Genomic DNA, 14,060 nt, shown 5'->3' with positions numbered 1-14,060 from the left:
AAGTCCACAACCTCGGAGGATGGATTTGATGCGTGCCTTCTGTTCGTCCAAAGGGACTGTGAAAGGGGAACTATAATGCGGTTCTGATTTCACATCACACCGAAAATTCTGAGCGACATACTGGGACGAGGCGTTAAATCGGATAGAAGAGGCGGTAGAAGAGCAACAGGAGACTTGGGCACCGATTCGAGCAGGTCTCTTTGACCTGACTAGCGACGAAGTCTTGGCTATCCTAGACGAACTGAGGGACCTCAATTACTAATCAACGGCACGACCAATATCAAGTCGGTCAAGTTCAAATGATTAGATCGATTGGACGAGTTCAGGTAGTCCACGGTTGAACGTTAAAGCACATATCTGAATACTAAATTTCAATGGAAACGTACACACTAACTGACCCCCAGCGCGACCGCGCCAGAGACCTCTATCACAAAGTTGACGACGGTAAGATTAGTACCCCAACCGAACTTGTCAACGAATGGAAGACCCCATCCCGAATAACGGACCCGATGCTTGACTCCGACTCGGACTATCTTCCGTACCCTGAGAAAACCGAGTTCATCAACCCCTCAAACATTACAGGAACCTTTGAATCAAACATCAACCGATTCAATCCTGGTCGCATCAAAAGCCACCTTGCACGATTTCACAACGGCGAATTCAGGCGAGATGACCCTGCGCCACCACGATTACAGAAAATCGGTAACGAATACTATGTCACGTCTGACGGCATCCACCGTTCGCTCACCGCAAAGGCACTAGACCTCCCTGAATTGAAATGTATCTACTCCATTCCGCCCGAAGAGATCCTAGTACACCGGGAGGACCGATAGCCCGCCATTGTCGTCTGAGTTGTAACCACGCCTTGCGTAAGCCCTTCTTCACTCGCCTTAGTCTGCGAACCTCTCCAAGTCGGATTTAGCGTTGCTCAGACGATCCGTGTGACCGGCCAAGACAAACCAGTAGTCCCTTGGACTAGTCGCCCTGACCGTTCGGACTATTTGCCGTCCTGTTTACTGATAGTGGCTTCCTCTTTGACCAGTTCCTGGATTCCAGTCGCCATCCCCTCGGTGAGGATGACGTGCCTGAGATCCGTGAGCTCGTAATAAGAATACGTCTCTTCCGTACCGGTGTTCGGGTCACGACGATTCCGAATGAGCGCTGAGCGCTTGAGTTTCCGGAGGTAGTAGTGCAGGTCGTTGTCTTCGCGGTCGAGCATCATCCCCAATTTGCTGGCGCTAAGCTTGTCTTCCTCGCTCAACGTGCACAGAATGCTGAATGCGGGTTCTGATGCGGCGACCTTGTACATCTCGAGGTACTCCTCGATGGTGAACAGGCTGTCTTCTGGGACTTCCGGTGAGAGCTTCGCATCCCCGGAAGCAGGCGGGTGCTGAGGCAACGAGTCGTAGTACGGCCACCACCACATTAAATTTCCTTAACCCGGTATCGAGAGAAGCGAATACCGATGCACGCCGCCACAGCAAACGACATGAGCCACCCTGAATACTAATTCAATCACTCACATATGACGGACTATGTCCGTAGAACTAGACTCACTGCGGGAGGAATGGCGAGAACGAATTGAAGAGTTAGAATCTGAGGGTGAGGCGATTGAGGAGCGGCAGGATCCGATGGTGAAGGCGGATATGCCAGCGATCCGAGAACGTGCCGCACCAGAACTCAAGAAGAAAACTGTCGAACGATGCCTCGACGATCTTGAAGACTGTAATGAGCTGGAAGAGGTACTTGCTGTCCTAGGTCAGTGGCGAGCTGAGGCAGAGGACCGCGACAAGCGGATTCTGAATCGGAATGAGTGGTTCCGAAATCACTACACTCGCTTCGCACTTGAGAAGTGTATAGACGAGTTAGAAACGGTATTGCCGGAGAGTGAGTTTGAGGAGTGTCCGCATTGTGGAGCGTTGAAGAAGCCGATGGAGGATGCGCGGTATTCGAAGGATTACCGATGGGCGTGCTTCGAATGTGTTGTCGGCTAAGACAGTGGTGTTACTTGAGAGGGGGCGAGAGTTCGTTTTGGAGCGCTAACTGAATCCTTTCTGATATGGATGAGATCCGGAGTTAATCAGCGTTCGAATTCTCAGGGGTGCTCCTGTGATGTGACACGCGCTTCTGATATCAAACTGCTATTCAATGAGTACACCAGTTTGCTGGATGTAGTCTTTGAGGCGGGCATATAGACCGCTTCCCTGCGCCAGTGTGTCCCAGTCTCCGAACATCGCGCAGTGGTGTTTTGCTCTCGTCATAGCTACGTTGAGTCGTCGTTCTCCAGTTTTGCCACCAAGGAATCCAATGTTTCCGTGACGGTTTGATCGCACAAACGAGAGGACCATTACTCCACGCTCACTCCCTTGGAAAGCGTCGAAGGTCTGTACGAGAATGGGTTTATGGTTGAAGTCGCGTTGTTCCATCGCTGTTTGGAGGACTGGAACCTGGTCACGATATGCAGTGGCGACACCAATGTTGTCGGTCGAGACCCCGCTGACGCTAACTAGCCTCGAGAGATAGTTGGAAATGACCTCTGCTTCCGCTTGATTGCGCTCGGTATCTCCTGAGTCTCTGTTTTCCACGTGTTGGGCTAGAATCGGCTGGAGGTTATTGAGACGCGTTCTATCAACTGCTGTATCAAGGTCGCCGTTATAGAATTCTTCGGAGGGGAAGCCAGCGATGTTAGGGTGCATCCGATACTGTTGATCGAACATGACACCAATTTCGTTTCCATAGACTCCATCTTCTTCTCCGTAGAGATGGGTGAACAGCGATTCTTCGGCATCGAAATCTAACTCCGGTGGCTTATCAGCGTCTTCTGGAGTGAACGGGCGCTCTGGACCGAGCTGTTTGTGATCTCCAACTAGAACCGTCTTCTCAGCCCGTGAAATCGGGATACAGGCCGATGACTGACGTGATTGGGTGGCTTCATCGACAATTGCCACGTCGAATGGATTGCTGTCGGCACTGCCTAACCGAGCGGCGCTGTTGTTCGTCGAGACGTAGACTATACCACCCTTAGATTGTGGGGATGAGACCGAAGGTTGTTCTGAGCCGTAGTGTTTCCGCTCGAACGGGCTCATCTTGTCATGCTTCGGGTTGACTCGCACAAGAGGGAAGCCGTTAATCCGTTTGTGGTAGTGGAGAGAGTGTTCGTCAATATCCTCATCACTACTATCTCCAACGAGGATATTCCCGACTGCCTGATGGGACTCTGCGGTGACCAGTACTGTCAGGTCGGCTTCAACACATCGCCGGACCAACTCAACAATCACCCTTGTCTTCCCAGTCCCCGGTGGCCCCTGAATGCAGGCTAGACCCTCCGCAGTGAGCGCCCGACTAATCGCCTTAGCTTGGTTCCTGTTCTCGTACAGTTCGTCGTCTTTGCGTTCGCTTTCTCGAAGGGCACGCGAGTTCTCCGCGAATTCTATGTCACGGGTCCCGCTAAAGTATGCCAATACCTCCTCGTTTAGTCCCCTAACTGCATTTTCCTCTCTGTCGAAGACGGTTGGGTTGAGTAATTCGCCGATATGGACGAAGTCGCACTCGGAAACGGTCTGGTTGGCCTCATCAATTCGGTCCTGAGAGACGGCTAATTCCGGGAATCCGACAGTGATATACCCGTTGTCAATCCGTCCTATTGTCCCTGTGATAGTTTCGACGACTTCGTATTCATCGTTCTGCTCACCTTCCTTGTATTGGCAACACTGGACGAGAACCTCGTAGTCCTCAAACAACCCATAGTCATCACGTATGTCTACGTCATCAGGATTTTCGACAGCAGGCTGTACGCGCATCTGTATTCTACGTATGCCACCAAGCGGTTGTGCATATGGCAGAAATCCCACATCCATCCGTTGGAGGGTCTGTGGGCTGTTTGAAGTGAGTGTCTCCCAGTTGTTCTTCCTCTCAACATCAGCCTCGTACTCGATGAAATTATGTAGCTGGCTCTGATATTCAGCTGGTGAGATTGGGAGGGGGTTCTCGGGAGACACTAATGTCATCTATCGGAATGTATGCCCAAACCTGTTTATCTTTTTGGCTCTGTGGTTTCGGTACACGGCGGCGGATTTCACGGATATCGGACGCCCCGGCGAAGGTTGTAGACGGTGGCTTTCAGCAGCATTTCGCGGAATTCCAGGGACGAGATCGCGCTCGTGCGCGATGTCTTCGATAAGCGCTGCTGGAAAGAGGGAAGTCAGCCGCCGTCGTATGAGGACTGGGGAGAGTTTGGGTAGCACAACCACTCCCCACGCAGTCTACAACGATAACTTCGTCAGTAGAGCGCTGTCATTCGGTTTCTCGGCTTAACCGAACGCGGATGGGTAGCATTCCATCTCACAACCTCGGAGGATAGATTTGATGCGTGCCTTCGAATCAGTTCGAAATGAACTGGAAATAAATCATAGTTGACCTCTTGTACCCCGTCAATATCGACGGCACCGACAGGGCGCTCCGACGACTCATACAACGGCATAGATGTGTCCGTAGACGTTGCCGCAGATTATGACTGATGGGTCACGGTCGGTTCTCCAACGACTTCAGAGGCTGTGGAGATCGATATCGACCATTGGAAACACGATTACCTTGCTCCATATGGCAGTTGACGCGGGATGGGCGAGATTCTTGTTTGAGTATTTGGGTTGGCGGTTGTAGCTCGATACTTGGACAACTCTGAGGGGATGGTTTGCGTGGGGTACTCTCATATCGATGTCGGCGAGTTAGGTGATGGCGCTACCAAGGTACCCAAGGAGCCCAACAGTATATCGCGGTAACTCTCATTACGAGTGTGAGGGGTACACCGCCGCGTTCATACCCCTTCGACGGAGAATAGGGTGGCGTCTCTGAGAACAGCCTGCACGCGGCGGTGCCAAGCGTCAGCGAAGGCCTCCCGTTGCTGGTCGCTTGCCGATCCGTCGAGAATCCTCTGGAGGTTCCCGATTGCGGGTCCACCGCTAGGAACGTCGCTGACGTGGTAGGCCACTTCGACGGTCTCGTCCGTGTCGGTTCGCCGGAACCGGAACGTCGGGTCCGCCGTGTCCGGGTCGAACCCGTCGAAGCACAGGAGGTCGCGGCGGCCGCCATAGCCGCCGGCGAGCCCGCTGAATCCGTCATCGCCGGTCGCGCCAGTCACGTACGAGATGATACGGCTCATCACGCCGTACGCAGCATCCTCCTGCGGGCCGGCCGTCTGGACCTCGATTTCGCTCCGGACTGGATAGTCGTCGGGATACAGGGCGTCGAGCCCGAGCTGGACGATCCGGTAGGCGCCCGAGGCAGTCGGACAGGAGTGTCCTGCCTCTTTCACCGCGTCTCTATAAGCGATGACGAACGGCTCGCCCGGTTCGAGGACGTCGAGGGCCTCCGCGACGGGGTCGCGGATTTCGATCGGCTCGACGTCGTAGTCGACCTGCCAATTGGTTCTCGTCTGGGTCGTGTCAGTCGCAGTCGAATTCGATGTCATGAGTTGTGGTTGTGATCGTGTCTCGTGGTCAGTAGCGGAGCAGTCGCATCCCGTTGAGGATGACGAGGAGGACGCTGGCCTCGTGGACCAGCATTCCCGACGCGAGGGTGACGTAGCTGGTGAGCACGCCCGCGAGGAGGACGGTCACGGTCAGCACCGCGATCCCGACGTTCTCGAGGACGTTCCAGCGCGTCGCCTTGCTGAGTTTGACCGCGTACGGGATGCGTTCGAGGTCGTCGGCCATCAACGCCATGTCAGCCGTTTCGATAGCGGTGTCCGTTCCCGCAGCACCCATCGCGATGCCGACATCGGCAGTGGCCAGCGATGGCGCGTCGTTGATGCCGTCGCCGACCATCGCGACGACGTGGCCGTCGGCCTGGTAGCCCTCGATGACGGACTGCTTGTCCTCGGGGAGGAGTTCGGCACGGTACTCGTCGATACCGACCTCCTCGGCAACGGCAGCGGCCGTCCGATCGTTGTCGCCGGTGAGCATCACCGTCTCGATGCCAGCGTCTTGGAGCGCCGCGACGACCCCAGGAGCGGCCTCCCGGAGCTCGTCCCGCATCGCAATCGCGCCGATGATGTCCCCGTCCCGAACGACGTGGACGACTGTCTCGCCGCGCCCCTCACGCTCGCGGACGTAGTCGGCGACCCGATCGGGGACATCGACGTCGCGGTCGTCCAGCAGCGCGCGGTTGCCGACGACGACTTCCTGGCCATCGGCATGGGCGATGACGCCCTTGCCGGCGACCACGTCGAAGTCGTCGGGATCGGGGACCGACCTGCGCCCCACGTCCGTATCGTCCGCTTGGGCGACCGTCGCTCCACCGTCCGTCGCAGCCGTCTGGCGTTCGCGGGCCATGTCGACGATGGCGTCCGCGAGGTGGTGTTCGCTCTTCTTCTCGGCGGTCGCTGCGAGCGAGAGGACGTCGGCGGCGGCGACGCCGAACCCCTCGATGTCGGAGACGGTGGTCTCGCCCTTCGTGAGCGTCCCCGTCTTGTCGAAGGCGACGAGATCGATCTTGCCGGCGCGTTCGAGGTGTTCGCCGCCCTTCATCAGCACGCCCGACCGGGCGGCGTTACCGATGGCCGAGACGATGCTGACCGGTGGCCCGATGACCAGCGCGCCCGGACAGCCGATGACCAGCAGCGTCAGCGACAGGATCGCGTTCTGCGTGACCGCGTACGCGCCGATAGCCAGGGCAATGACGGCCGGCGTGTAGTACTTCGCGAACCGGTCGATGAGACTCTCCGTGGGCGACTGAGCCTCCTGGGCCTCCTCGACGCGACGGATGATCCGTTCGAGAGTCGTATCCGATCCCGCTCCCGTCGTCCGGATTTCTAGCGCGCCCTCCTGGTTGACCGTCCCGGCGTACACCTCGTCGCTGTCGGCCTTGTGGACGGGCGCGCTCTCGCCGGTGACCGGCGCCTGGTTGACTGCGCTCTCGCCGTCGACGACGGTTCCGTCGACCGGGATCTTCCCGCCCGGCTTTACGACGACGACTTCGCCCTCTTCGACATCGCGGGCGGAGACCTCTTGGAGTGTCCCGTCGCGACGGACGGTCGCCGTGTCGGGCGTCATCTCCAGTAGCTCCTGAAGTGCCGTCCGGGTCTTCCGCATCGTCCGGCCTTCGAGGTAGCTGCCAAGGCTGAACAGGAAGACGACGGCGGCGGCTTCCCAGTACTCCCCGATGACGATAGCACCGATGGCGGCCAGCGTCACCAGCGTCTTGATGCCGAGCGTCCGGTTGGTGACCTCGTGGTAAGCGGTCTTGGCGATGTCGTAGCCACCCACGACCGTCGCGAGGACGAGGATGGCGGCGCTTGCCATCTCGAAACTCGTGAGGTAGCCGAGACTCCAGCCACCGCCGTACAGCAGGCCGCTCGTCGCCGTGACGATGGCCTTCCGGTGGTTCCGGTAGTACTGCGTGATCGATTGTTTGTTCATAGTGTTAGGCGGGCTGGGGAGTGTACCCCTGGTTTTCGATGGTCTCTGCGAAGGCGTCGGGGTCAGTGACGCTGTCGTCGTACTCGATCTCGACGCGGCCGGTCGCGTAGTGGACTTCGACGTGCTGGACGCCGTCGACGTTCGACAGGGCGCGTTCGACGGTACTCGCGCAGGTCGGGCAGTCGAAGTCGAGGACGCGGAATTGGGTTGTGTCGCTCATTACAGTTTGAGATAGTGCCCGTACCTCAATAAGTATTTTTTAGATGATATGTTTGAATTCGGATACGGGTCGTTGGAACAGTCAAACGGGTCGTCTAGGGCTTTCGCTATCGCGGGTCCATCCTGTACTGGATACCTCGACAGACACCTACCCGACTCCTGCCCCGCTACCTTTTCCCGCGTGCTCGCGCTCAGTTCTCGTATGAGTGATTCCGATACCGACCACCGTCTCGACGACATCGCGGTGCGAGACACTCGGATTTCGGACGCCATCGACGAGCCGATGCGGGCGATGGTCCTCGACATTCTGTCCGAGGAAGCCCTAACTGCGACCGAGGTCCACGAACGCCTCGACGATCGCGGCATCGACCGGACGGAGAACACGGTCCGCCATCACATCAACGAGCTCCGGGATGCGGGCCTCGTCGACGTCGTTCGCTTCGAGGAGGGGCGTGGTGGGACGACGAAGTACTACCACGCGAACACGATCGTCCTCTCGTACTCACTACCAGATTCGGCCGACGCCGCCGTCGAGGAGATGATCGACGCTGCCCAGCCCCAGATCACGGACGCGCTCACTACGCTCACCGACGAGTACGACGACGCTATTGAGGAGATCGTCGAGGATATGCAGCCCTGCGAGCACTGCCAGACCCAGAAGTACGAGACGTACGTTCTTCTGACCGTCCTGCGACGTGCGTTCGTTCGCGCCCACAGAAATTCCTGAGGGGGAACCACCCCTACGCTGGCAGGGTCTTAGAAGGAGAACCGATCACGCGCGGATTGCATCGCGAGGCGAGTCAGGAGTCGCGCAGGGCCACGCTTTGGGAGGTCCCGTACAGTCTCGATGCTGGTCGGCGGTTCACTACCACCAATGTCTAACTCCCAGCCTGTCTCGTCCATGAAGCGTTCGACAGCCTGATTTACTCGCTGTCGCACGTCGTCCGAGTCCATTGTCTCGGGCACACCATTCCGGAGGACGACGTCGCCGTCAACGATCACTGTCTCGACGTCGGCCGGCACCGCGTTGTTCACGACCTGTGCAGGAATATTGGTCCGTGGCGTGAACTTCGGTTTGTCGACGTCGAGGAGGATAATATCCGCGCGCTTTCCCGCTTCAATACTGCCGATCTCGTCGCCCATCCCCAGCGCGCGTGCGCCTTCAATAGTGAGCATTCGTATCAGTTCCATCGAGTCGAACTGCCCGGCTGAACGCTTGAGATTTGCCGCCAGCCGAGCTTGCCGCGCTTCACCGAACATGCTGTACGAGTCGTGCCAGTAGTGGTCGTCAATCCCTACTCCGACGTCGACGCCGGCGGCTCGAAGCTCGGGAACGGGCGTCCACTGCGTCTCCCCGTCCGGATTCCAGTAACAGAAGACGGACGGGCAGTGCGCAACAGCCGCGTCCGCCTCGGCGGTTCGCTGGATGTCCTCTTCGTCGGCGAGGCGGAAGTGAGCAGCGACCAGTCGGTCGTCCAGGAGTCCAACGTCGTCGAGCAATCCCACCGAGTCCTCGCCACCGTTCGCTCGTGCCATCGTGTTACTCTCCTCGAGTTCGAGCAAGTGCGTGTGGACGAGCAGGTCCGGGTACTCTGCGGCGAGGGACGCGGTCCGTTCCCACAGCTGCCTGGTACACGACCAGTCGTCGTGCGGGCAGATCGTCGCCCTGATTCGGCCCTCGTACGTGTCGTGGTACGTTTCGACGAACTCGCGAGCACGGGAGAACTGCTGATCGACTGGTTGGTCCCAGAAGAGGTCCGAGATCGCCGGGCCGAAAAATCCGCGGAGCCCTGCTTCCCCGAACGCCTCTGCACCTGCGGCAGGCCGTGCGTCCATCGAGTTCACGGTCGTGACACCGCCCAAGAGGAAATTGAGCGCTGCGAGCTCGACGCCTGCCTCGACGAGGTACTCGAATTCGCCGTTCCCTAATCTGTTAAACAAGGCCGTCCCACTCCCAAGCATCTCCGTCAGCTCGAGTTCGCTAAACGCACCGATGAGCGGTGTCATCTCCAAGTGCGTGTGGGCGTTCACCAACCCCGGCATCACCAGTTTCCCGTTCCCGTCGATAACGGTGGACGCTTCTAATTCTCCGTCTCCTGCACGTGATGGTCGGACTTCTTCGATACAGCCATCGGTGATGCATACTGTGCCGCGCTCGTACAGGCGGTTCCGCTCGTCGGCTGTGAGAACGAGTGCATCATGGATTGCCAGATCGACAGCCATCGTAAATTAGGAAGTGGATGTGACAGTTACCGTACTGGACAACCGAGCAGGCCGGCGAAGGCTGTTCTTCCAGGTGGTGTTCCCCTCATTTGGGATATCATCGGTCTCTACTGGTCCCATTAGCCTCTAATACGTCGGCGTGATTTAATCAGATTCCCCTTTTGAATCTGAAGTCGGATTCCGTGGAGCTTGTGGAGGTTTGCAATGTTTTCCCCTCTTCACGATAGATCATCTATGGCCGACGGTTACGATGCCATAGTACTGATACCCTCATAGGCAGTATATTCTAATCAAAACCGCAATAGATGATCCCTACAATGATACACCTATGCAGGCGACGATAATCGACGGAGTTCTTGAATCCCTTCGTATCGGTGTCGGATTTCTCTGGACGGCGGCGTGGGCGATCATCATGGGCCTCACGATTACGAGTCTGGTCCAGGTCTACGTCTCGAAGGAGCGGATGGCACAGGTGCTGGGTGAGGGCGATCTAACTGGACTTACCAAGGCGACTGTGTTCGGAGCAGCAAGCAGTGGCTGTAGTTTCGGCGCCGTCGCCATCGGGAAGGGCCTGTTCAAGAAGGGGGCGCACGCGGTGAACTTCCTCGCGTTCATGTTCGCGTCGACGAACCTCATCGTCGAACTAGGGCTGATGATTCTCATCCTGCTTGGCTGGGAGTTCCTCGTCGCGGAACTGCTCGGCGGCCTGATTCTCATCGCCGTCATGGCCGCCATCGTCCACCTTACGCTTCCCGAAAACCTGTTTAACGAAGTCCGCGAGAAGCTCAACGAGCGCGACCGCCAGGCGGGCGTCACGGAAGATCCCACCTGCGGGATGGAGGGGAAAGACGAGTACACGCTCACGACCGACGGCGGTGAGACGCTCAAATTCTGCTCGGAGGGCTGTATGGAGACCTATCGCCAGGAGACGTCGAGTAGCGGCGGGTGGCGTGACGAGTTGCTGTCGTGGGGTGGCTGGTACAAGGTCGGGAATCAGTACCGCAAGGAGTGGTCGATGATCTGGAAAGACATCGTCGCCGGCTTCCTTATTTCTGGGTTCGTCATCGTCTTCGTCCCGCAGTGGGTGTGGAACACGCTGTTCATTCAGGGCGACGGCCTGCTCGTGACTGCCGAGAACGCCGTCATGGGCGTCATCATCGCCGTCCTCAGTTTCGTCGGCAGTATGGGCAACGTCCCGTTCGCCGTCGCGCTGTGGGGCGGTGGCGTCAGCTTCGCCGGGATCATCGCGTTCGTCTACGCCGACCTCATCACCGTGCCCGTGCTGAACGTCTACCGGAAGTACTACGGCTGGAAGATCATGCTGTACATCCTTGGCGTCTTCTTCGTGACGATGGCGTTCACTGGCTTCCTCATGGAGTTGCTGTTCGACGCCCTCGGCATCGTACCAGATCTGGCCGGTGGCGAGACGGCGACCGAACAGACGTACTTCGAGCTCAACTACACGTTCTACCTCAATATTATCGCCTTCGCGCTCTCCGGGTTCCTCCTGTATGTCTACCGACGTGGAATCGGCGCACCAGGTCAGTATCGTGATCCGGTGTGTGGCATGCGGACCGACGATGAGGGGCCGAGTGCGTCCAATGATGGGATGACGTACTATTTTTGCTCGAAGACCTGTAAGCGGGCATTCGAGGAAGAGCCCACGGAATTTGCTGATCAAAGCCCGCAGATAACAAACCACGATCACGATCACTGATAGATGTACTGTGGTTCATCCGCTGTGAAGCACTTCATCATCGCACCTTCAATCCGCAATTGTCACACCTGTCGCGCCAAAATTGATTGTATGAGCAGTCAGATATCGAAACAAGGGGATGTCATATGAACCAACGTCCAGCGGATACCGTCGTTGGTGTGCTCCTTGGGTTCGTCCTCTTGGCTGGCGGACTACTCAGTTGGCGGGCCTATCAACAGCGTCGCGCTATCGAGCAGTCGATGGGGCCGATGATGGACTCGTCTATGGGGGCGATTCACGGTCCAGATCCTCTCTGGTACGTGGTTGGAACCCTTCTGGTCGCAGGCAGTATCGGTGGCATCTATTACGTGGTTCGAGGGAATCTCATCGATTCGACAACCGACTCAGCGGATCACATCGACCCCGATCAGGTATCGGAGGCAACGCCTACATCGATAGACGATGACGCCTCGCCGGCGACGCCTATCAATCCTGAATCGGATCCGCAAGCGCGCGTTCTCGATCTCTTACCGGATGATGAACGACGCGTCCTTGAACCCGTCCTGAACTCGCCTGGAATCACGCAGATCGAACTTCGGGATCGATCTGAGTTCTCAAAGAGTAAAGTGAGCCAGACCGTGAGTTCACTCGAGGAGCGCGGGCTGCTGTATCGGGAACGACAGGGTCGAACCTACCGCGTGTATCCGAGTGATGACCTGCAGAACTAACAGACGTAGAAATTCATACTAACACTACCCATCATGTCACAAGCAACACTCGAAACTGATCGCATTAGCCGGGTTCTCAAGTCAAGCACGTGGCTCAATCTCCTCCTCGCCGCACAGTTGATCGCCGGGTTGGTGTACGCATATTTCACAGGAGATATGGGGAGCCGGTGGACCCATTTCGTCCTTCCATTTATTTGGTTCACCGCCTCAGTCTGGGTGATCTGGCACACTCGACCTGTAACGAAACGTCGAGTGTATCGTATTGGTGCCGCACTTGTCGTTGCTCTATATCTCATCGTGATGTTTTATTTTTCAGGATTACTTGGACCGAGCACCTCTCATTTCGGGCAGCTCACTGGACCAAGCGGCTTCGGAATAACGTGGGGTCGATCTTTGGGATGGAGTCCGGTCTTCGTCTATACAGGTGACCTGATCACGGTCTCGCTCATTCCTTACCAAGCGGTTGGCCTGTTCGCGCTGGCGTATCTCGTCTATGATGCATTGCTTGATTTCTCGCAGTCGGCAGTCGGAGGAATAGTCGGGATTGTGGCGTGCCCTGCCTGCGTTAGCCCGTTGTTTGCCGTACTACTTGCAGGCGGACTGAGTGGTTCTTCAACGATGTTATTGCTTGGTGCGTATGGCTACGAAATTGCGACCGTTCTGTTCCTCATGACAATTGGAATCCTCTACCATCGTCAGGCACTCACGAGGCAGTATCACCAGTTCCGAGGGAACTGATCCATCTCGTTCGTGGTCAGCAATACCCGAGCCTCCCTCGCCGCCTGAACCGTGGTTATTGTCTGGATCGCCGCAATGAGGTGAACAGTCTCGACGGATCCCCTTTGCTCTCACCATTCCTCTGATCCTTTCGAATTCGGCAGGTATGAACGATCCCGTCAGTAGAAAACGTTTAGATGGCGTTATAGACGTTCTTGAACGCTCTCCTGTTTGAGTTCACTCCCACGAAGATAACCCCGAACCCACCGTATGACTACTTGAGGCGAAAAACAATGACCAACCGAAACCTCGGACGATGGCTGCTCGTGGTGCTCGCGATTGTCGGACTCGCGTTTGCCGCCCCGGTAGTTAGCGCACACGGTGACGAACCGATCCAGGGGAACGAGACGGCAGCTGAAGGGACGCCAGCCGATGGTAGTGCAGCAGACTGGGCGGCCTGGATGGAAGGTCACATGACCGACTACATGGGCCCGAATGCCGTTGACGAGATGGAAGCGCACATGGGCGTGACCGTCGACGAGATGGCCCAAGATATGGCGGACGACAATCACACCGCGACGGGGATGAACGGACAGGGGTACGGCTGCTAACGATCCCTGTTCGGATCCTCGTCTGACACGATAGATATTCGACTTACTGACTCAACGATCACAATGACACACTACACCAACACTCTCGGGCGGACGACTCGTCGAATCGCAATACTAGCGGTTCCGCTGTTGATTGTAGCAACGGGCACCGCAGCGGCTCACGGTGGTGGAGGCTACGGCGGCGGTATGATGGGTAGCGGCGGTTGGGGGGTCTTCAGCGGTGGAATGGGCCTCTGGAGCTTCCTTTGGATGGGGCTCCTAATCGTCGTCCCGCTCTATCTCGTCTACTCACTCCTCAACAGAGATTCTGAGAGGAGTGATAGTCGGCCGCTTTCGGTTCTTCGTGAGCGTTACGCTCGCGGTGAACTCTCCGATGAAGAGTTCGAACGTCGACGAAAGCAACTCGAGTAGTGCCCATGACCGAAATAGAAGGAGCATCGTCGAGAAAAAA

14 protein-coding genes and 1 pseudogene are annotated in these 14,060 nt (G+C 57.1%); 9 read left to right on the top strand and 6 right to left on the bottom strand.

The window, feature by feature from the left end; translation table 11 throughout:
- The first annotated feature begins 374 nt into the window (after positions 1–374).
- A complete protein-coding gene (locus FY251_RS18860; RefSeq protein WP_148416544.1) occupies positions 375–833 on the top strand; it encodes a hypothetical protein in 459 nt (152 codons plus the stop codon).
- Between the two features lie 164 nt (positions 834–997).
- Here FY251_RS18860 and FY251_RS18855 read toward each other — a convergent pair whose 3' ends face one another.
- Positions 998–1,399, bottom strand: a complete 402-nt coding sequence (locus FY251_RS18855) for a MarR family transcriptional regulator (RefSeq protein ID WP_148416543.1) — start codon at positions 1,397–1,399, stop codon at positions 998–1,000.
- Between the two features lie 136 nt (positions 1,400–1,535).
- Between FY251_RS18855 and FY251_RS18850 the strand changes: the two genes are divergently transcribed.
- On the top strand, positions 1,536–1,994 hold the full coding sequence (locus FY251_RS18850; protein WP_123624144.1) for a hypothetical protein: 459 nt from the start codon (positions 1,536–1,538) through the stop codon (positions 1,992–1,994).
- A gap of 147 nt (positions 1,995–2,141) precedes the next feature.
- Here the strand turns inward: FY251_RS18850 and FY251_RS18845 are convergent, their stop codons facing one another.
- Complete coding sequence (locus tag FY251_RS18845) at positions 2,142–3,998, bottom strand: AAA domain-containing protein (RefSeq protein ID WP_187367450.1); 1,857 nt, start codon at positions 3,996–3,998, stop codon at positions 2,142–2,144.
- 502 nt (positions 3,999–4,500) lie between these two features.
- On the opposite strand from FY251_RS18845, the pseudogene FY251_RS23205 reads away from it, so the two are divergent.
- Positions 4,501–4,778, top strand: a pseudogene (locus FY251_RS23205) (site-specific integrase); the annotation flags it as partial.
- A 35-nt stretch (positions 4,779–4,813) separates the two neighbouring features.
- On the opposite strand, the gene FY251_RS18830 reads toward FY251_RS23205, so the two are convergent.
- Genes FY251_RS18830 through FY251_RS18820 form a run of 3 tightly spaced genes read right to left on the bottom strand, consistent with a single transcriptional unit; the run spans position 4,814 to position 7,635 of the window.
- Positions 4,814–5,467 carry a hypothetical protein gene (locus tag FY251_RS18830; RefSeq protein ID WP_006186940.1) on the bottom strand — a complete coding sequence of 218 codons (654 nt, stop codon included), beginning with the start codon at positions 5,465–5,467 and terminating at the stop codon, positions 4,814–4,816.
- 28 nt (positions 5,468–5,495) lie between these two features.
- On the bottom strand, positions 5,496–7,415 hold the full coding sequence (locus FY251_RS18825) for a cation-translocating P-type ATPase (protein WP_006186939.1): 1,920 nt from the start codon (positions 7,413–7,415) through the stop codon (positions 5,496–5,498).
- 4 nt (positions 7,416–7,419) lie between these two features.
- Complete coding sequence (locus FY251_RS18820) at positions 7,420–7,635, bottom strand: heavy-metal-associated domain-containing protein (protein ID WP_004048661.1); 216 nt, start codon at positions 7,633–7,635, stop codon at positions 7,420–7,422.
- Positions 7,636–7,836: 201 nt separating this feature from the next.
- Between FY251_RS18820 and FY251_RS18815 the strand changes: the two genes are divergently transcribed.
- Entirely contained in the window at positions 7,837–8,361 is a 525-nt protein-coding gene (locus FY251_RS18815; RefSeq protein WP_004048660.1) for a helix-turn-helix domain-containing protein, read from the top strand.
- 29 nt (positions 8,362–8,390) lie between these two features.
- Here the strand turns inward: FY251_RS18815 and FY251_RS18810 are convergent, their stop codons facing one another.
- Positions 8,391–9,857, bottom strand: coding sequence for an amidohydrolase family protein (locus tag FY251_RS18810; RefSeq protein WP_050051507.1), 1,467 nt, complete (start codon positions 9,855–9,857; stop codon positions 8,391–8,393).
- A 328-nt stretch (positions 9,858–10,185) separates the two neighbouring features.
- On the opposite strand from FY251_RS18810, the gene FY251_RS18805 reads away from it, so the two are divergent.
- The 5 genes from FY251_RS18805 to FY251_RS18785 all read left to right on the top strand — a co-directional run bounded on the left by FY251_RS18805 (position 10,186) and on the right by FY251_RS18785 (position 14,020).
- On the top strand, positions 10,186–11,574 hold the full coding sequence (locus FY251_RS18805; protein ID WP_049986199.1) for a permease: 1,389 nt from the start codon (positions 10,186–10,188) through the stop codon (positions 11,572–11,574).
- A gap of 125 nt (positions 11,575–11,699) precedes the next feature.
- Complete coding sequence (locus FY251_RS18800; protein WP_004048657.1) at positions 11,700–12,281, top strand: MarR family transcriptional regulator; 582 nt, start codon at positions 11,700–11,702, stop codon at positions 12,279–12,281.
- Between the two features lie 33 nt (positions 12,282–12,314).
- A complete protein-coding gene (locus tag FY251_RS18795; protein WP_123624180.1) occupies positions 12,315–13,019 on the top strand; it encodes a hypothetical protein in 705 nt (234 codons plus the stop codon).
- Between the two features lie 272 nt (positions 13,020–13,291).
- Positions 13,292–13,609: a hypothetical protein gene (locus FY251_RS18790; protein WP_004048656.1), complete on the top strand. Its 318-nt coding sequence runs from the start codon at positions 13,292–13,294 to the stop codon at positions 13,607–13,609.
- A gap of 63 nt (positions 13,610–13,672) precedes the next feature.
- The gene (locus tag FY251_RS18785) at positions 13,673–14,020 is read left to right on the top strand and encodes an SHOCT domain-containing protein (protein WP_049986201.1); all 348 of its coding nucleotides are present in this window, start codon (positions 13,673–13,675) and stop codon (positions 14,018–14,020) included.
- Positions 14,021–14,060: the final 40 nt, after the last annotated feature.

Origin of the sequence: Haloferax sp. KTX1, assembly GCF_902410085.1 — an archaeon.
GTDB classification, from domain to species: Archaea; Halobacteriota; Halobacteria; order Halobacteriales; family Haloferacaceae; genus Haloferax; species Haloferax massiliensis.
Note: the sequence above shows the minus strand (reverse complement) of the source record. Positions and strands in the feature narration are given on the sequence as shown.